This window comes from Quadrisphaera sp. KR29 (genome assembly GCF_052644995.1).
This window is the reverse complement of record NZ_JBQXXG010000019.1, coordinates 1-17,924: the sequence shown is the minus strand read 5'-3', so window position 1 is coordinate 17,924 and position 17,924 is coordinate 1. Positions and strand designations below refer to the sequence as shown.

Genomic DNA, 17,924 nt, shown 5'->3' with positions numbered 1-17,924 from the left:
GCGCGCCGTGGTGGTCATGGGCGGGTCCTCCGGGGTCGGGCCGTCAGCGGGTCATCGCTGCACGTGGGCGGTGCCGCCGGCGGCCAGGGCGCGCACCTCGGCGAGGGTGGCGGCGCACGTGTCGCCGGGGGTGGTCATCGTGAGGGCGCCGGCCGCGACGCCGTGGGCGAGGGCCCGCTGCAGCGCGGCGGCGTCCCAGGGCGCGCCCGCGGCCCGGGCGGTGAGCACGCCGTCCAGCACCCCGGCGGTCAGGGCGTCGCCGCTGCCGATGCGGTCCAGCACCGCGACGCCGTCCAGGCGCGGGCCGACGACCGCGCCGGTGGCCGGGCTCCACGCCGCGGCCCCCCAGTCGTTGACCCCGGCCGAGACCACGCGGCGCCAGGAGCTGACGAGCAGCGGCGCGCGGCCGTCGCCGTCGTCCCCGCCCTCCTCCCAGCGTTCGCCGAGCCCGGCCAGCACCCGCCCGACCTCCTCCGGGGTGGCGAGCTCCTCCGCCCTGCCGTCCCGCAGCCGGGGGTCTGCCAGCTGCAGGGCGCCGAGGACGACGTCGGCGAGCCCGGCCAGGCGCAGGTCGGTGCGCCGCGCCGCGGCCGCGCCGCCGCGGTGCCGCCACAGGGAGGGGCGGTGGTTGACGTCGTAGGAGGTGCCCACCCCCAGCCGCCGGGCCGCGCGCAGCGCCTCCTCGGCCAGCGCGGTGGTGCTCGGCGACAGGCCCGCGAAGACGCCGCCGGTGTGCAGCCAGGCGGCACCGGCCAGCGCGGCGTCCCAGTCGACGTCGCCGGGCCCCAGCCGCGAGGCCGCCGAGCCGGCGCGGTCGGAGACGCCCAGGGCGCCGCGCACCCCGTAGCCGCGCTCGACGAAGTTCAGCCCGGTCCGCGCGCCCTGCGACGGGTCCACCCGGAGCACCCGGGTGGAGTCCACGCCGCCCGCGCGGACCAGTCCCTCCACGAGGTGGCCGAGGGGGTCGTCCACCAGGGCGCTGACCAGCCCGGCCCGGCGCCCGAAGGTGGTGGCCAGGGCCCGCACGGCGTTGTACTCCCCGCCGCCCTCGCAGACCGCGAAGGAGCGGGCGGTGGCGATGCGGCCCTCCCCCGGGTCCAGGCGCAGCATCACCTCCCCCAGCGCGAGCACCTCGCTCACGGGCGCACCGCCCGGCACGCGGCGACGGCGGCGGCGAGGCCCCGGGCCAGCTCCCGCCCGGCGGGCGCGGAGCGCCCGGTGACCGCGGCGACCAGGTCCGCGGGCACGCACCAGCTGCCCCCGACCGCGGCCACGGACGGCAGCGCCAGGTACGCGCCCAGGTCGGCCTCCCCGACGCCCCCGGTGGGCACGAAGGCGACGTCGGGGAACGGCCCCGCCAGCCCGGCCAGCAGCGGCGCACCGCCGACCGCGCCGGCGGGGAAGACCTTCAGCAGCCGCAGGCCCGCCCGGCGGGCCAGCTGCACCTCGGTGGCGGTCGACGCGCCGGGCACCGCGGGCACGCCGCGGGCGCGGGCGCGGGCGACGACGTCGGGGTCGTGCCCGGGGCTGACCACGAACCGCGCGCCGGCCTCCACCACGGCGTCGACCTGGTCCGGCTCGAGCACGGTGCCCGCCCCCACGAGCAGCCCGCGGGTGGGCGCGAGCTCGGCCAGCACGCGCAGCGCCGCGGGCGTGCGCAGCACCACCTCGGCGGCGCTCAGCCCGCCCTCGACCAGCGCCGCCCCCAGGGCGGCGCCGTCGGTGCGCTCGCCCACGACGACGACGGGCAGCAGCGGGCAGCGCCGCAGCGCCTGGCGCAGCGCCGCGTCCGGGGGCGGAGCCGGGCTCGTCGCGCTCACCGGCCCAGCCAGCCGCCGTCGACGGGCAGCACCGTCCCGTGCACGTACTCCGCGGCGGGGCTGCACAGGTAGACCACCGCACCGGCGACGTCCTCGGCGCGCCCCCACCGCCCGGCGGGGATCCGCTCGAGGATGGCGCGGGACCTGTCGGGGTCCTCGCGCAGCGCCGCGGTGTTGTCGGTGGCGATGTAGCCGGGCGCCACCGCGTTCACCCCGACCCCGCGCGCGCTCCACTCGTTGGCCAGGGCCTTGGTCAGCCCCGCCAGCCCGTGCTTGGCGGCCGTGTAGCCGGGCACGGTGATGCCGCCCTGGAAGCTCAGCAGGGAGGCCGTGAAGACGATCCGCCCGGAGCCGCGCTGCAGCATCGCCGCCCCGACGGCCTGGGCCAGCACGAACTGCGCCGTCAGGTCCACCGCCAGCACGTGGTCCCAGTCCTCCAGGGCGTGCTCGGCGGCCGGGGTGCGCCGGATGGTGCCGCCGTTGGCCACGAGCAGGTCCACGCCCCGCGCCGCGAGGTCGGCGCCGAGCTGCTGCACCGCGGCGCGGTCGGCCAGGTCGCAGGCCAGCGCCGTGAAGGACCGGCCCTGCGCGCGCACGGCCGCCGCCACGTCCCCGCCGGGACCGCGGGTGGAGCACCCGATGACGTCGGCGCCGGCCCGGGCGAGCGCGACCGCGACGGCCGCGCCGATCCCGCGGCTGGCACCGGTCACCGCGGCGAGGCGGCCGGTCAGGTCGAACGGGCCGCTCACGCGGGGGTCCCCGGCCCGCCCGGGAGCCCACCGGCGCGCTCGTCCGCCCGCTCCCCGCCGCCCTCGGCGGGGGGCCGGCAGTCGACGAGCACCTTGACCGCGCCGCCCCCGGCCAGCGCGGCGAAGGCCTCGCCCACGCGCTCCAGCGGCACGACGTCGCTGATGAGCCGCGCGGCGGGCACCTCCCCGGAGGCCACGAGCTCCACCGCCCGCGCGAAGTCCTCCCGCTGGTACAGCCGCGCGCCCAGCAGCTCCAGCTCGCGCCAGAAGAAGCGGTGCAGGTCGACAGTGCGCGGCTGCGCGTGGATGCCGACCTGGCACAGCCGGCCCCGCACCGCCAGCACCGAGACCGCGGTCTCCAGCCCGCCCTGGGACCCGGAGACCTCGAAGGCCACGTGCGCGCCCGACCCGCCCGAGCGGGCCCGGGCCAGCGCGGCGACGTCGGCCTCGCGGGGGTCCACCGCGGCCAGCCCCAGCTGGCCTGCCAGGTCGCGGCGCGCGGCGTCGAGCTCGACCAGCAGCACGTCGGCGCCGGCGCGGTCGGCGACCAGGGCGATGAGCAGGCCCACCGGGCCCCCGCCGACCACCACCGCGCACTCCCCCGCGGCGAGCCGGGAGCGGCGCACGTCGTGCACCGCCACCGCGGTCGGCTCCAGCAGCGCCGCGGTGCGCAGGTCGAGCCCGTCCGGCAGCGCGACGAGGGTGTCCGCCGGCACCACCCACCGCTCGGCCAGCGCCCCGGGCGAGTCGATGCCGAGGAAGTCGAGGTGCTCGCAGACGTGCCCGTGGCCGGCCCGGCACGCCGGGCAGGTCCCGTCCGCGCGCAGCGGCACCACGGTGACGGCGTCGCCGACCGACCAGCCGGTGACCCCGTCGCCGAGGGCGGTGACGCGGCCGGCGGTCTCGTGGCCGATCACGGCGGGGGTGGTGACGCGGGCGTCCATGTGCCCGGCGGCGATGTGCAGGTCCGTGCCGCAGATCCCCGTGTAGGCGGGGGCCACCTCCACCTCGCCCGGGCCGGGCGCGCGGCGCTCGACGTCCCCGGCGGCGACGACGCCGCCGCCGCGGTACTGCGCGGCCCTCACCGCCGTGCCCGGGGCGGTCACAGGACGGCCCTGCCGGAGGCGGAGTCGGCCGCGGAGACGCCCTGCACCCCGACGGTCAGCAGCAGGTTGGCGTACTGGCGGACGTCCCCGGTGACCACGACGACGGCGAGGTCCTCCCCCCGGGCCGCGGCGTAGAACGCGTGGCGGTCCAGCGCGGTCACGGGCACCTCGCCCTGCTGGGCGAGGCGCGCGCGGTGGGCGGTGGCGGCCGCGGAGTCGGTGCCGTCCGGCGGCACCATGACGGCCGCGGCCTCCACGGGCAGGGCGTCGAGCAGGACGTCGAGCACCGCTGAGGCGTCGAGGAGCCCGGGGGCGAGGTTGAGGTGGACGCGCTCGGCGCGGGGGCCGACGGCCGTGGTGGCCGGGTAGTGCGCGTCGCACAGGAGCACCCGCGCGCCGTGCCCGGCGGCGGCGAGCGCCGCGAGCAGGGGCGGGTGGACGAGCCGTCCGGCGATCACACGGTCTCCAGGGTGCTGGCGGGGGGTGTCGGTCGTGCCGGCAGGCCGAGGGCCTCCGGCGCGGCGCCCAGGCGGTAGGCGGCGCGGGCGGTGCCGCCGAAGAGGGCCTCCCGCTCGGCGGCGGTGAGCTGGGCGGCGTGGGCCGCCACGAGGTCCGCCCACGCCCGCCAGGAGGTGGTCAGCAGGCAGACCGGCCAGTCGGAGCCGAAGGCCACGCGGCCCGGCCCGAAGGCGTCCAGCAGGACGTCGAGCACGCGGCGCACCGCCGCTTCGTCCCAGCCCGCGCCGCCGACCTCGCTGAGCAGGCCGGAGGCCTTGCAGACCGTCCCCGGCACGGCGGCCAGGGCGCGCACCTGCCGCTCCCAGGCCTCCAGGGCCCCGGCGGGGGCGCCGCGGCGCACGTCGGGCTTGCCGGCGTGGTCCAGCACGGTGCGCAGGCCGTGCTCCGCGGCGCGGCGCGCGGCCTCGACGCCGGCAGCGCGCTGCGGCTCGCGCACGAGCAGGTCGAAGGCGAGGCCGTGGGTCGCGAGCGCGCGCAGGCCGCGCTGGACGTCCTCGCGCAGCAGCCAGGCGGTGTCCGGCTCGTCCTGCACGAGGTGGCGCACCCCGACCAGCAGCTCCCCTCCGGGGGCGGCCCGCAGCGCCTCGAGCTGGGCGTCGACGTCGCCGGTGAGGTCCGCCCACCCGACCACGCCGGCGAGCAGCGGGTCGGCGGCTGCGGCGGCGAGCAGCGCACGGCTCTCGGCGGCGGTGCAGACCGACTGCACCACCACAGCGGCGCCCAGCGGCCTGCCGTCGACGCCCTCCGAGCCCGCCGCGCGCAGGTCGGCGGCGGTGAAGACCCTGTCGATGGCCTCGTGCTCGGGCCGGGCGAGCCAGTCCTGGCCGGGGTCGGCGGGGTCCCACAGGTGGTGGTGGGCGTCCACGGCGGTCGGTGCCGGCGCGGCCGGGGGCTGCTGGACGCCCCCACCGCCGGACCCGCCGTGGACGCCCACCGGCTGGGGCGGCCCGTCAGCGCGCACCGCGCGCCCGCCACTGGGGGCCGTCGGGGAAGGTGTAGTCGGCCACCGAGGCGGCGTGCATCTGCCCGCCGCCGCCGGGCGCGAGCGGTGCGCGGTAGCGCCCGCGCTCGAGCTGGACCGGGGTGACGAAGTGCTCGTGGAGGTGGTCGACGTGCTCGACCACGCGGTCCTCCCAGGTGCCCGAGACGGAGACGAAGTCGAGCATCGACAGGTGCTGGACCATCTCGCACAGGCCGACGCCGCCGGCGTGCGGGCACACCGGGACGCCGTGGTGGGCGGCCATGAGCAGCACCGCGAGGTTCTCGTTGACCCCGGCCACCCGGGCGGCGTCGACCTGCACGACGTCGACAGCGCCGGCCTGCAGCAGCTGCTTGAAGACCACGCGGTTGGCGACGTGCTCGCCGGTGGCCACCTTGATGGGGTGGACCGCGCGGCGGACGGTGGCGTGGCCCAGGACGTCGTCGGGGCTGGTGGGCTCCTCGATCCAGTACGGGTCGTAGGGGGCCAGGGCGTGCATCCAGGCGATGGCCTGGCCGACGTCCCAGCGCTGGTTGGCGTCGACGGCGATCCTGACGTCGTCGCCGACGGCGGCGCGGGCGACCTTCAAGCGGCGCACGTCGTCGGTGAGGTCGGCGCCCACCTTGAGCTTGATCTGGGTGAAGCCGTCGGCGACGGCCTCGCGGGCCAGGCGCTCGAGCTTGTCGTCGGAGTAGCCCAGCCAGCCCGGCGTCGTCGTGTACGCCGGGTACCCGCGCTCCAGCAGCAGGGCCTCGCGCTCAGCCCGCCCGGGGAGCGCGCGCTCCAGGACGGCCTTCGCCTCGGCGCGGGTCATGGCGTCGGTGAGCCAGCGGAAGTCGACCAGGTCGAGCAGCTCCTCGACGTCGAGGTGGGCCAGGTGCTGCCACAGCGGCTGCCCGGCGCGCTTGGCGCGCAGGTCCCACGCGGCGTTGAGGACGGCGCCCACCGCCATCTGCACGACGCCCTTCTCCGGGCCGAGCCAGCGCAGCTGGGGCTCGTGGACCACCTCGCGGGAGAAGGCGCCCAGGTCGTCCAGGACCTCCTCGACGCGCCGGCCGACCACCCACGGCGCCAGGGCCTTGATGGCGGCGGACTGGACGTCGTTGCCGCGCCCGGTGGTGAACGCCAGCGCGTGGCCCTCCAGGCCGTCCCCGGCGTCGGTGCGCAGCACCGCGTACGCGGCGGAGTAGTCCGGCTCGGGGTTCATGGCGTCCGAGCCGTCGAGGTGCTCGGAGGTCGGGAAGCGCACGTCGTGGACCTCGAGCGCGGTGAAGACCGCAGGGGAGGCGGTCGGGTCGGACGGCACGGGGGACCTCCACAGGGCTGACGGGCGGGCGCGGGGGCGGGCTCCGCGACACCGCGGGCTGCCACGCCCGTCGCCGCGCTGCGGCGCCGGTGGCGCGGCGTCGTCCTCGACGCGGCGCTGACGCTAGCGAGTCAGTCATCCGATGTCTAGACGTCGCAGACATCAGACAGGCAGAGTGGAGCCCGACCGCGGGGGGCGCTGGGCACTCCCGCCGGACCCAGCACCGGGAGGTGACCCGCGTGGCAGCTCCCCTGACGGAGGCCGCGATCGAGAAGGTCCGCGAGCTCATCCGCAGCGGCGACCTGGAGCCCGGGCAGCGGCTGCCGGCCGAGGCGGCGCTGTCGGCGCAGCTCGGCGTGAGCCGCTCCAGCCTGCGCGAGGCCGTGAGGGCCCTGGCCACGGCCGGCGTGCTGGACGTCAAGCGCGGCGACGGCACCTTCGTCACCGCCCTGACCCCCGAGCAGCTGTTCACCGGCATCGGCGAGGCCGTCGACCTCATGGGCGACGAGTCGCTGCTGGAGCTCATGGAGTGCCGACGGGTGGTCGAGCCGCAGGTCACCGCCCTCGCGGCCACCCGCTGCGAGGACGAGGACCTGCGGCAGATCCACCGCCACCTGCAGCTCATGGAGGCGGCCACCGACGAGGCCGACCTCATCGCCCACGACGCCGACTTCCACGCCGCGATCGCCGCGGCCAGCGGCAACGCGGCGCTGGCGGCCATCCTGCGCGGCATCTCCGGGGTGACGCTGCGCGCCCGCGTCTGGCGGGCGCTGACCGAGGCGGACTCCTCCCGCCACACCATCGACGAGCACCGGGCCATCTACGACGCCGTGCGCGACGGGGACGCCCCGCGCGCCGCGGCGGCCGCGCTGCTGCACGTCGCCAACGTGGAGTCCTGGATGCGCCGCACGCTCGCGCCGAAACACCGCCAGAACGCTTGACAGGGGCGCAGCCGTCGGACAAGAGTGCGCAGTCATCGGATGTATCGCCCCGGGGAGCGCTGGTGCTCCCCGGCCCGGGAGTCCGAGCGCAGCACCCCCTCTTCGCCCGACGACGTCGTCACGGAGGCACCGATGGCACCCACCCTCTCGCGCCGGCAGCTGCTCGGCCTCGGCGGCGGCGCGGCAGCCGCCCTGGCCCTGACCGCCTGCGGCGGCGGCTCCTCCGGAGGCTCCGGCGGCAGCAGCTCCACCGACCTGTCGTGGTTCATGTGGAGCGCCTCGACCGCCGAGGTCGACGCGTGGAAGAAGGTCGCCGAGATCGCCGGCCAGGAGTCCGGGTCGACGGTCACCTTCCAGACCGCCGCGTGGAACGACTACTGGACCAAGCTGACCTCGCAGGCCGCCAGCGGCCAGACCGCCGACCTGGTGAGCATCCAGTCGCTGCGCGCCCCGCAGTTCGCCCAGCTGTTCACCGACCTCGGCCCGAAGCTCGCGGACATGGGCGTCAGCGAGTCCGACTTCGACGCGGGGATCCTCGACGCCCTCAAGGTCGACGGCAAGCTCGTGGCGCTGCCCTACGACTTCGGGCCCCTGGTGGTCTTCTACAACAAGACGGCCTTCGAGCAGGCCGGGCTGCCCCTGCCCGCCATCGGGTGGACCCAGGACGACTTCGTGGCCGCCGCCAAGGCCCTGACCACCGGCAGCAGCTACGGCTTCTTCGCCGGCGCCGTGCCCGACAGCATCATCCCGTTCGCCATGAGCCAGCACGGCGTGCAGGCCGTCACCGCCGACGGGGAGCTCGACATCGACAACGACGAGTGGCGCGACACGCTGAACTGGTACCGCAGCCTCATCGTCACCGAGAAGGTGGCCGCTCCGCTGGCGGCCGCCGGCTCCCAGGCCGCCTCGACCAACCAGTTCCTCGCCGGCAACGCCGCGATGAACATCGACGGCCCGTGGAGCCTCATCAACGCGAAGGCCACCGCGGGCTTCGAGGTGGGCATCGCCCCGATGCCCGTCGGCGGCAGCGGCTCCAAGACGGTCAGCGCCGGCTCCGGCTTCGGGGTCTCGGCCAGGGCCGCCAACCAGGACCTGGCCGCCAAGGCCGTCGCCGGGCTCACCGGCGTCGAGGCGGAGGCCTACCTGGGCGAGTCCGGGCGCGCCTTCCCCGCGCGCACCGCGCAGCAGCAGTCCTGGTACGACGGCAACGACCTGCAGGACGCCCAGGAGGTCATGGACGCCATGATCGCGGCCTCCGAGGGGTACCGGACCACGGCCAAGTGGACCCAGGTCAACAACGAGTGGAACAAGTACGCCGTCACGTGCTTCAACGGCGACACCGACGTCGACTCCTTCATCCAGCAGGTCATGGCGCAGGCCTGACGCGCCCCGGCGCCTCAGTCCCCGCGATGTCCAGGCCCGAGGAGGTCCCATGGCGCTGACCGGCGCCGTCCGCGTCACCGATGCCGCTGGCTCGTCTGCGGCCCCCGCTCCCCCGCGGGGGACCAGGCGGGGCGACGGCCGCGCCGCCTCGGCCTTCCTGCTGCCGGGCGCGATCGGGTTCGTCGCCTTCACGGCGTTCCCGATCGTCGCCTCGCTGGTGATGAGCTTCTTCGACTGGCCCGTGCTGGGCGACCCCAGCTTCGTCGGCCTGCGCAACTTCACCGAGCTCTTCACCACCGACCCGGTCTTCAAGACGGCGCTGCTCAACACCGCAGTGTTCGTGCTGCTGTACGTGCCGGTCAACATCGTGGTGTCGATGGGCCTGGCGGTGTGGATCTCCCCGCGCATCGTGGGGCGGCGCTACTACCGGGTGCTGTTCTTCGTGCCCGCGGTGACGCCGATGGTGGGCAACGCGGTGGTGTTCGGCCTCCTGTACACCCCGCGCGGGCTCATCGACAGCCTCTTCCAGACGCTCTTCGGCGTCAGCGCGCCGAACTTCCTGGGCTCCAGCACGTGGGCCCTCCCGGCCGTCGTCCTCATGTCGGTGTGGCAGGGCTTCGGGTACAACCTGCTGGTCTTCTCCGCGGCCCTGGACGCCGTGCCGGCGCACCTGACCGAGGCGGCCGCCATCGACGGCGCCGGCCCGGTGCGCCAGTTCTTCTCGGTGGTGCTGCCGCTGCTCAGCCCGTCGCTGTTCTTCGCGACGGTGCTGACCCTCATCAGCTCGTTCCAGGTCTTCGTGCAGCCCTACATCCTCACCGGCGGCGGCCCGGGCAACAGCACCACCACGCTGGTCATGTACCTGTACCAGAGCGGCTTCCAGAACTTCCGCCTCGGGTTCGCCTCCGCCATCGCCTGGGTGCTGTTCGTGATCATCATGGCGCTCACCGCCATCCAGTTCCTCGGGCAGAAGAAGTGGGTGCACTATGACCAGTGAGACCCTCGGCGCCACGTCCACGGGCCTCACCGCGGCCGGGTCCGGCACCGGCTCCCCCGACGGCGGAGGCCGCGTCGGCGGCGTCGTCCCGCAGAAGCGGCACAAGAGGCGCCCGGTGGTCTCCCAGCTGCTGCTCACCCTGGCGCTGCTGGTGTTCCTCGCCCCGCTGGCCTGGATGGTGCTGTCCAGCCTCAAGAGCGCCGGGGAGATCTTCACGACGCCGCCCAGGCTGTTCGGCGAGACCCTGCTGTTCCGCAACTACGGCGACGCGCTCGACTTCCTGCCGTTCGGGCGCTTCATGGTCAACACCGCCTTCGTGGCGGTGACGGGCACCCTCATCACGCTGGTGACCTCGGCGCTGTCGGCCTACGCCTTCGCGCGGCTGCGCTTCCGGGGGCGCGACTCCCTGTTCCTGGTCTACCTGGGCACGCTCATGGTGCCCCAGGAGGTCGTCGTCGTCCCGATGTTCCTGATCATGAACCAGCTCGGGTGGGTCAACACCTTCCAGGCGCTGATCCTGCCCTGGGCGTTCACCGCCTTCGGCACCTTCCTGCTGCGCCAGTTCTTCCTGACCATCCCCAAGGAGCTGGAGGAGTCCGCGCGCATCGACGGCGCCGGGCACTGGCGCATCCTCACGCAGATCATCGTGCCGATCGCGGCGCCGGCCTTCGCGGTGCTCGCCGTCTTCACGTTCATCACGTACTGGAACAGCTTCCTGTGGCCGCTGATCATCACCAACGACGTCTCCACCACCACCGTGCCGCTCGGCCTCAACCTCTTCCTGGGGCAGAACGGCCAGGCGTGGAACCTGCTCATGGCCGCCGCGACCATCTCGATGGCCCCCACCGCGCTGCTCGTGCTGCTGCTGCAGCGCTACCTCGTCAAGGGCATCGCCCTGTCGGGGCTCGGCGGCCGCTGACCCGCCCTCGCACCCCGCACCACCACCTCGCCACCGACGGAGGCCCTCTGCCGTGTTCGCCGACGACGCCCGCCCCGAGCAGTACCGACGCTTCGAGCGGCCCGTGCCGTCCTGGTTCTCCGAGGCCGGGCTCGGCATCTTCATCCACTGGGGCGCCTACTCGGTGCCGGCGTGGGCCGAGCCGATCGGTGAGCTGGGCACCTTCGACGCCGAGTACTGGTTCGCCCACAACCCCTACGCCGAGTGGTACGCCAACACCATCCGCATCGAGGGCTCCTCGGCCGCGCAGCACCACCGCGAGGTCTTCGGCGGGGCTCCCTACGACGACTTCCTGGACGCCTGGAAGGCGGAGGACTTCGACCCCGACGACTGGGCGTCGCTGTTCGCCCGCGCCGGCGCGCGCTACGTCGTCCCCACCACCAAGCACCACGACGGCATCTGCCTGTGGGACGCCCCGGGCACGGAGGGCCGCAACACCGTCGCCCGCGGCCCGCGGCGCGACCTCGTCGGCGAGATCGCCGCGGCGACCCGCCGCGCCGGGCTGCGCTTCGGCACCTACTACTCCGGCGGCCTCGACTGGCACGTGGCCGACTTCGGTCCGCTCACGGGGACGTCGTTCGACGGCCAGCGGCCCAAGGACGAGGAGTACACGCGGTACGCCAACGCCCACGTGCGCGACCTCGTGGAGCGCTACGCGCCCGACGTGCTGTGGAACGACATCGAGTGGCCCGACGCCGGCAAGCCGGAGGGTCCGCTGTCCCTGGTGGGCGTGCTGGAGGACTTCTACGCCGCTGCCCCCGAGGGCGTCGTCAACGACAGGTTCGGCGCCACGCACTGGGACTTCCGCACCAGCGAGTACCAGCAGGGCCGCGACCTGGAGTCCGGGGCGTGGGAGAACTGCCGGGGCATCGGGTACTCCTTCGGCTACAACCAGGTCGAGGGCCCCGAGCACCACCTGACCGGCCCCGGCGCCGTCAAGCACCTGCTCGACGTGGTCTCCCGCGGCGGCAACCTCCTCCTGGACGTCGGCCCGACGGCGTCGGGGCGGATCCCCGAGCTGCAGCGCCGCTGCCTGGAGGGGCTGGCCGACTGGATGGCCGTCAACAGCGCCGCGGTGCACGGGACGACGACGGTCGAGGAGTCCGTCGCCCGCCCCAGCGGCCAGCAGGGCCACGACGACGACGGCAGCGGCGCGACCTGGGTGCGCTGGACGCGCTCGGGGGAGGTCCTCAACTCCGTGGTCGACGCCTCCGGTGAGGTGGCGCTGCCGCTGACCGCGAGCGCCGTCGAGCTGGGCTCGGCCCGCCTGCTCGACGGCACGCCCGTCAGCGCCCGCGAGGGCGCCGGAGGCGAGGCGTCGGTCGTCGTCGACGTGCCGCAGTCCGCGGTCCAGCACGGGCCCGCCGTCGTCGCCTTCACCCTGGGAGCACGCGCATGACCGCCACCCCTCAGCGCGACTGGGTGCCCGCGCCCGTCGAGGTCCCCGACACCGCCGCCGCGCTGGCCGCGGTGCGCGAGGTCGTCGACGCCGGGCCGTTCAGCGACACGTGGGAGTCCCTGGCCGCCTACGAGGTGCCGGACTGGTTCCGCGACGCCAAGTTCGGGATCTTCATGCACTGGGGCGCCTACTCGGTGCCGGCGTTCGGCAACGAGTGGTACCCGCGGCGCATGTACCAGCAGGGCACGCCCGAGCACGCCCACCACCGCGAGGTGCACGGCGACCACGCCGAGGTCGGCTACAAGGACTTCCTGCCGCGCTTCACCATGGAGGCCTTCGACCCCGCGGGCATGGCGCAGCTCTTCCGGCGGGCGGGCGCGCAGTTCGTCGTGCCGGTGGCCGAGCACCACGACGGCCTGGCGATGTACGACGAGCCGCGCACCCGCTGGAACGCCACGAAGGTGGGCCCGAAGCGCGACGTGCTGGGCGACGTGCTGTCCGCGTGCGAGGAGCAGTGGATCGTGCGCGGGGCCTCCAGCCACCGCGCCGAGCACTGGTTCTTCTTCCACCCCGGGCGCGCCTTCGCCTCCGACGTGCGCGACGACCCCGAGTTCGCCGACCTGTACGGCCCGGCGATGCCGCAGGCGACCGGCCCGACCGAGGCCTACCTCGAGGACTGGCTGCTGCGCACGGTGCGGATCATCGACCGCTACCGCCCGCAGGTGCTCTGGTTCGACTGGTGGATCGAGCACCCCGCCTTCGAGCCGTACCGGCGCCTGCTGGCCGCGTACTACTACAACAGGGCTGCGCAGTGGGGCCGCGGCGTGGTCATCCAGTACAAGTGGGAGGCCTTCCGGCCGGGCACCGCGGTGCTCGACGTGGAGCGCGGCGGCATGGCCGACGTGCAGGAGCGCCCCTGGCAGAACGACACCTCGGTCTCGCGCACGTCGTGGGGCTGGGTCGAGGGCCACGAGTGGAAGAGCCCGGTGGACCTCGTGGGCGAGCTCGTGGACGTCGTCGCCAAGAACGGCTGCCTGCTGCTCAACATCGGGCCCAAGCCCGACGGGACCGTCCCCGCCGAGGAAGCCGCGCTGCTGGAGGGCCTCGGCGCCTGGCTGACGGTCAACGGCGAGGCCGTGTACGGCACCCGCCCGTGGCGCGTGCCCGGCGAGGGACCCACGGCGGTGCCGGAGGGCTCCTTCACCGACGCCGCGTCGCTGCCGTTCACCGCGGCCGACCTGCGGTTCACGCAGCGCGCCGAGGTCGGGCAGACGTCCCTGTACGCGATGGGCATGGTCAGGCCCGAGGACGGCGTGGTGCGCATCCGCTCCCTCGGCGGTGCGTCCTCGCTGGCGGTGCGCTCCCTCGGTGAGGTGAGGCTGCTCGGGCACCCGGCGCCGCTGGAGGTGCGCCGCACCGACGACGCCCTCGAGGTGGTCCTGCCCTCGCCGCTGCCGGCGGCGGTGGAGTCCGTGCCCGGGTTCGCGCTGCGCCTCGTGCTGCCCGACCCGGCAGCGCCGGCGCCGCGGGCGCTGCTGCTGCCCGAGGGCGAGGGCGGCGGCTGACCCACCCCTCCTGTCCCGCACGGGCCCTCCCCGCCGGCGGCTCGACGGCTCGGTGGCCGGTCGCCCACGATCACCGTGATCATGGGCGATCGGCCACCTCCGTGGATCGAGTCCGCACCGCCGACGCCCCTTGACCGCAGTTGACGCCCCTTCACCGCACCGGACGGGGCGCCAGCTGCGCCGAAGGGGCGTCAGCTGCATCCACGGGGCCTGGTCCGCAGCCGGACAGCGCCGCCGAGCAGGTCTCCCGTCAGTCAGCCGACGAGGACGACGTCCAGGCGGCGTGGGCCGTGCACGCCCTCGACCCGGTCCAGCTCGATGTCGCTCGTGGCACTGGGCCCGGAGACGAACGTCAGCGGGTGCGCGGGGTCGAGGCGCGCCAGGCCCTCGGGGACGGAGGCCACCACGTCGCGCGCGTGGACCACGCACACGTGGTGGTCGGGCACGAGGGTGAGCAGGCGCCGGCCCTGGGCGGGGTCGGCGGCGGCCAGCACGACCGTGCCGGTCTCGGCGATCGTGACGGCGCTGGCGGTGACGACGGCGTCGACCGCGTCGAGCTCCGCCGCCGTCAGGAGCTCCCCGCCACCGTCGCGGAGGACCTCGACCTCGGCGGGCAGCCCGGCCAGCCAGGCCGGGTCCAGCCCCGGCGGCACGGCCACCCGGCGCACTCCCGCCAGCAGCGCGGCGACAGCGGCCGCCACCCCGGCAGCACCGTCGTCGTCGCCCACGGGCACGCGGGTGACCGTGGCGCGGTAGTCCTCGATGCGCTCGGCGGCCAGGTCGCACACGGCGGTGCTGCCGGGCTCCAGCGCGCCGCGGGTGCGGTAGGCGCGGGGCAGCGCCTCCCCCGTCGGCACCGGCGGGAGCCCGCGGCGCTCGGGCGCACCCGCGTCGCGCGCGGTCCGCAGGCGCGCGAGCACCTCCTCGCGCGCGCTCACCGCTGGCCGCCCTCGGAGCCGCCGCGCTCGCGCGCCCACCACTGCCGGAAGGTCTCCGCGGGCGGTGAGGGCACGTCGCGCGCTGCCGTCCACCGCGACATCGGCCACGGCAGCGCCGTGATCCGGCCACCGTCCGGGGACTGCGCGCCAGCGACCAGCCGCCCCGCCGCCAGCCCCTTCTCGGCCGCGGCGAACCGCTTCGGCCCGGCCATCGCCGCGGCCGCCGCGCGCATCGCGACGTCCTGCCCGGTCGGCCGCCGGTGCGCCGCCACCGAGGCCGCGCGCTGCTGCACGAGCAGGTTCGGGATGTCGATGCGCACCGGGCAGGCGTCGAAGCACGCGCCGCACAGCGTCGAGGCGTAGGGCAGGGAGGCGTTGGGGTCGTCGTCGCCGGAGATGCCCGTGAGCATCGGGGAGAGGACCGCGCCGATCGGCCCGGGGTAGACCGAGCCGTAGGCGTGACCGCCGGCGCGCTCGTAGACCGGGCAGACGTTGAGGCACGCCGAGCACCGGATGCAGTGCAGCGCCTGGCGCCCGTCGGGGTCGGCCAGCACCGACGAGCGCCCGTTGTCGAGCAGCACGAGGTGGAACTCAGCAGGCCCGTCTCCGGGGGTGACGCCCGTCCACGTCGAGGTGTACGGGTTCATCCGCTCCCCCGTGCTCGAGCGCGGCAGCAGCTGCAGGAACACCTCCAGGTCGCGCCAGGTCGGCACGACCTTCTCCACGCCCATGAGCGTGATGAGGGTCTGGGGCAGCGTCAGGCACATGCGCCCGTTGCCCTCGGACTCCACGACGGCGAGGGTGCCCGTCTCCGCCACGCCGAAGTTGGCGCCGCTGACCGCCACCCGGGCCCGCAGGAACGTGCGCCGCAGGTGCGCCCGCGCGGCCATGGCCAGCTGGCGCGGCTCGTCGGACAGGGACGGGTCGACGCCGGGCATCTCCCGCAGGAAGATCTCGCGGATCTCAGCGCGGTTGCGGTGGATGGCGGGCACGAGGATGTGGCTCGGCGCGTCGTGGCCGAGCTGGACGATGAGCTCGGCGAGGTCGGTCTCGACGGCCTCGATCCCCGCGGCCTCGAGGGCCTCGTTGAGGCCGGTCTCCTGCGTGGCCATCGACTTGACCTTGACCACCTCGCGGCTGCCGGTGGCGCGCACGAGGTCGGTGATGATGCCGTTGGCCTCGGCGGCGTCACGGGCCCAGTGCACGACGCCGCCGCGCTCGACCACCCGCCGCTCCAGCTCCTCGAGCAGCTCGGGCAGGCGCGCCATGACGTCGGCCTTGAGGGCGCTGCCGGCCTCGCGCAGCGCCTCCCAGTCGTCGACCTCGCCGACGACGGCGGCGCGCTTGGCGCGGATGACGCCGGTGGCCTTGCCGAGGTTGCGGCGCAGCTGGGTGTCCGCGAGCGCCTCGCGCGCGGCCTTGGGGAAGGGGCGCTCGCCGCGCAGGTGCCCGACGCCGGCCGGGGCGTGCGCCGGGGCACCGGCCGCGGCGGTGGTCGTCTCGCTCACAGCGGGGCCTCCTGGGCGGTGGTGGGCTCGGCCTGGGCGCGCGTCGGGTGGCTAGCGTCCATGATCACGGTCGAGCTTCCACCCTCTCTGTGATCATGGGCGCTCGCCACCCTGCCGTCGGTGCTGTTGAGGATCTCGGCCAGGTGCACGGGCCTCACGCCGGTGCGCAGCCGCGAGAGCCCGCCGCCGATGTGCAGCAGGCACGAGGAGTCGGACGCGCTGCACACCTCCGCGCGCGTCGCGCGGACGTTGGCGAGCTTGTCGGCGAGCATCGCCGTGCTCGTCTCGGCGTTCTTCAGCGCGAAGGTGCCGCCGAACCCGCAGCAGACCTCCGCCTCGGGGAGCTCGACCAGCTCGATGCCGCGCACCGCGCGCAGCAGCTGCAGCGGCTTGTCGCCCACGCGCAGCATGCGCAGGGAGTGGCAGGTCGGGTGGTAGGTCACGCGGTGCGGGTAGTAGGCGCCGACGTCGGTCACGCCGAGCACCTCGACGAGCAGCTCGGACAGCTCGTAGGTGCGCTCGCCGATGGCGTGGGCGGTGCGCGCCAGGCCTTCGTCGCCGGCGCGGCGGGCGACCATCGCGTGCTGGTGGCGCACGCAGCCGGTGCACGAGCCCGACGGGGCCACGACGGCGTCCCAGCCGCGCGAGCCGCCGCCGGAGCCCTCCAGCACGGGCGAGAACACCTCGACGCTGTGCCGCACCAGCGGTGCGGCGAGGTCGAGGTAGCCGGTGTTGACGTGCATCTGCCCGCAGCAGGTCTGCCCCGGCGGGAAGACCACCTCGTGGCCGAGCCGCTCGAGCAGCTCCACGGTGGCGCGCACCACGTGCGGCGCCACGGCGTCCCCCAGGCACGTGGCCATGACGGCGATCCTCATCGCGGCTCCCCCGCTGACGCTCGGTCCGCACCCGCGCGGCCGATGTGGTCTGACCACAGTAGCCCCTAGTCTCGGCCGGTGTGAGGGCGCACGAGCAGGTGCTCGCCTGGGTGGAGGCCGAGCTGGCCGCGGGGCGCATCGGCGTCGGCGACCGGCTGCCGGCCGAGCGGGCGCTCGCCGCGCAGCTCGGCGTGAGCCGGCCGAGCGTGCGCGAGGCCGTGCGCGTGCTGGAGTCGATGGGCGTCGTGCGCGCACGCACGGGCTCGGGCCCGGAGGCCGGCGCCGTCGTCGTCGGCGGCCCGGCCACGGGGATCGGCGACTCCCTCGGCGCCGCGCTGCGCCTGCACACCGCCACCTCGCGCCTGCCCGTGGCCGACGTCGTGGCCACCCGGGTGCTGCTGGAGACGTGGGCCGTCGACGCCGCCGCCCGGCGCCGCGACGACGGCGGAGAGCGCGCCGAGGCCCTCGCCCGGGCGGCGGCGCTGCTGGACGCGATGGACGACGACGGCGCTGACGCGGCAGCGTTCATCGCGCTGGACGCGCAGTTCCACGTCGCGCTGGCGGCGTGCGCGGGCAACGCCGTGGTGGAGGCCGTGATGACGTCCCTGCGCGAGGCGGTGCAGTCCTACGTCACCGCGGGGGTCGCCACGCTGCCGGACTGGGCGGCGACGGCGGCGCGGCTGCGCGCGGAGCACCGGGGGGTGCTGGACGCCGTCGCGGCCGGGCGGGCGCACGAGGCCTCAGCGCTCGTGCGCGCCCACATCGAGGGCTTCGCCGCCGAGGCCGGTCTGCGCCCCTGACCAGGGTGGCCGGGGGCCCCGGGGGCCCCGGGCCGGGGGGCGGGGCCCCCCCCGGGGGGGCGGGGCGGGGGGGGGGGGCCC

At 75.7% G+C, this 17,924-nt stretch carries 17 protein-coding genes; 7 read left to right on the top strand and 10 right to left on the bottom strand.

Annotated features, from left to right (window positions below; translation table 11 throughout):
* Window positions 1–51 precede the first annotated feature (51 nt).
* From ACUN9U_RS15405 to ACUN9U_RS15375, 7 genes are read right to left on the bottom strand one after another with little or no spacing between them, the layout of a single operon-like run.
* Complete coding sequence (locus tag ACUN9U_RS15405) at window positions 52–1,140, bottom strand: PfkB family carbohydrate kinase (protein WP_445485895.1); 1,089 nt, start codon at window positions 1,138–1,140, stop codon at window positions 52–54.
* Window positions 1,137–1,820, bottom strand: a complete 684-nt coding sequence (locus tag ACUN9U_RS15400; RefSeq protein WP_445485894.1) for a bifunctional 4-hydroxy-2-oxoglutarate aldolase/2-dehydro-3-deoxy-phosphogluconate aldolase — start codon at window positions 1,818–1,820, stop codon at window positions 1,137–1,139. The genes ACUN9U_RS15405 and ACUN9U_RS15400 overlap by 4 nt, the downstream gene beginning before the upstream one ends.
* Window positions 1,817–2,569 carry an SDR family oxidoreductase gene (locus ACUN9U_RS15395; RefSeq protein ID WP_445485892.1) on the bottom strand — a complete coding sequence of 251 codons (753 nt, stop codon included), beginning with the start codon at window positions 2,567–2,569 and terminating at the stop codon, window positions 1,817–1,819. Before ACUN9U_RS15395 ends, ACUN9U_RS15400 begins: the two co-directional genes overlap by 4 nt.
* Complete coding sequence (locus ACUN9U_RS15390; protein ID WP_445485891.1) at window positions 2,566–3,675, bottom strand: zinc-dependent alcohol dehydrogenase; 1,110 nt, start codon at window positions 3,673–3,675, stop codon at window positions 2,566–2,568. Before ACUN9U_RS15390 ends, ACUN9U_RS15395 begins: the two co-directional genes overlap by 4 nt.
* Window positions 3,672–4,133 (bottom strand): RbsD/FucU domain-containing protein, encoded by a 462-nt coding sequence (locus tag ACUN9U_RS15385; protein WP_445485890.1) that lies wholly within the window; start codon window positions 4,131–4,133, stop codon window positions 3,672–3,674. The genes ACUN9U_RS15390 and ACUN9U_RS15385 overlap by 4 nt, the downstream gene beginning before the upstream one ends.
* Window positions 4,130–5,155 (bottom strand): amidohydrolase family protein, encoded by a 1,026-nt coding sequence (locus ACUN9U_RS15380; protein WP_445485889.1) that lies wholly within the window; start codon window positions 5,153–5,155, stop codon window positions 4,130–4,132. Before ACUN9U_RS15380 ends, ACUN9U_RS15385 begins: the two co-directional genes overlap by 4 nt.
* The gene (locus tag ACUN9U_RS15375; protein WP_445485888.1) at window positions 5,145–6,479 is read right to left on the bottom strand and encodes an enolase C-terminal domain-like protein; all 1,335 of its coding nucleotides are present in this window, start codon (window positions 6,477–6,479) and stop codon (window positions 5,145–5,147) included. Before ACUN9U_RS15375 ends, ACUN9U_RS15380 begins: the two co-directional genes overlap by 11 nt.
* A gap of 239 nt (window positions 6,480–6,718) precedes the next feature.
* Between ACUN9U_RS15375 and ACUN9U_RS15370 the strand changes: the two genes are divergently transcribed.
* From ACUN9U_RS15370 to ACUN9U_RS15345, 6 genes are all read left to right on the top strand, one after another.
* Window positions 6,719–7,420 (top strand): FadR/GntR family transcriptional regulator, encoded by a 702-nt coding sequence (locus ACUN9U_RS15370; protein WP_445485887.1) that lies wholly within the window; start codon window positions 6,719–6,721, stop codon window positions 7,418–7,420.
* Between the two features lie 132 nt (window positions 7,421–7,552).
* Window positions 7,553–8,803: an ABC transporter substrate-binding protein gene (locus ACUN9U_RS15365; RefSeq protein ID WP_445485886.1), complete on the top strand. Its 1,251-nt coding sequence runs from the start codon at window positions 7,553–7,555 to the stop codon at window positions 8,801–8,803.
* 49 nt (window positions 8,804–8,852) lie between these two features.
* Entirely contained in the window at window positions 8,853–9,800 is a 948-nt protein-coding gene (locus ACUN9U_RS15360) for a carbohydrate ABC transporter permease (RefSeq protein WP_445485885.1), read from the top strand.
* Window positions 9,790–10,719 carry a carbohydrate ABC transporter permease gene (locus ACUN9U_RS15355; protein WP_445485884.1) on the top strand — a complete coding sequence of 310 codons (930 nt, stop codon included), beginning with the start codon at window positions 9,790–9,792 and terminating at the stop codon, window positions 10,717–10,719. The genes ACUN9U_RS15360 and ACUN9U_RS15355 overlap by 11 nt, the downstream gene beginning before the upstream one ends.
* Window positions 10,720–10,771: 52 nt before the next feature.
* The gene (locus ACUN9U_RS15350; RefSeq protein ID WP_445485882.1) at window positions 10,772–12,157 is read left to right on the top strand and encodes an alpha-L-fucosidase; all 1,386 of its coding nucleotides are present in this window, start codon (window positions 10,772–10,774) and stop codon (window positions 12,155–12,157) included.
* Entirely contained in the window at window positions 12,154–13,722 is a 1,569-nt protein-coding gene (locus tag ACUN9U_RS15345) for an alpha-L-fucosidase (protein WP_445485881.1), read from the top strand. Before ACUN9U_RS15350 ends, ACUN9U_RS15345 begins: the two co-directional genes overlap by 4 nt.
* A 254-nt stretch (window positions 13,723–13,976) precedes the next feature.
* Here the strand turns inward: ACUN9U_RS15345 and ACUN9U_RS15340 are convergent, their stop codons facing one another.
* From ACUN9U_RS15340 to ACUN9U_RS15330, 3 genes are read right to left on the bottom strand one after another with little or no spacing between them, the layout of a single operon-like run.
* Window positions 13,977–14,660, bottom strand: coding sequence for a LutC/YkgG family protein (locus tag ACUN9U_RS15340; protein WP_445485880.1), 684 nt, complete (start codon window positions 14,658–14,660; stop codon window positions 13,977–13,979).
* A complete protein-coding gene (locus ACUN9U_RS15335; protein WP_445485879.1) occupies window positions 14,657–16,168 on the bottom strand; it encodes a lactate utilization protein B in 1,512 nt (503 codons plus the stop codon). The genes ACUN9U_RS15340 and ACUN9U_RS15335 overlap by 4 nt, the downstream gene beginning before the upstream one ends.
* Window positions 16,165–17,043 (bottom strand): (Fe-S)-binding protein, encoded by an 879-nt coding sequence (locus ACUN9U_RS15330; protein WP_445485878.1) that lies wholly within the window; start codon window positions 17,041–17,043, stop codon window positions 16,165–16,167. Before ACUN9U_RS15330 ends, ACUN9U_RS15335 begins: the two co-directional genes overlap by 4 nt.
* A gap of 80 nt (window positions 17,044–17,123) precedes the next feature.
* On the opposite strand from ACUN9U_RS15330, the gene ACUN9U_RS15325 reads away from it, so the two are divergent.
* Window positions 17,124–17,843 carry a FadR/GntR family transcriptional regulator gene (locus ACUN9U_RS15325; protein ID WP_445485877.1) on the top strand — a complete coding sequence of 240 codons (720 nt, stop codon included), beginning with the start codon at window positions 17,124–17,126 and terminating at the stop codon, window positions 17,841–17,843.
* Window positions 17,844–17,924 lie beyond the last annotated feature (81 nt).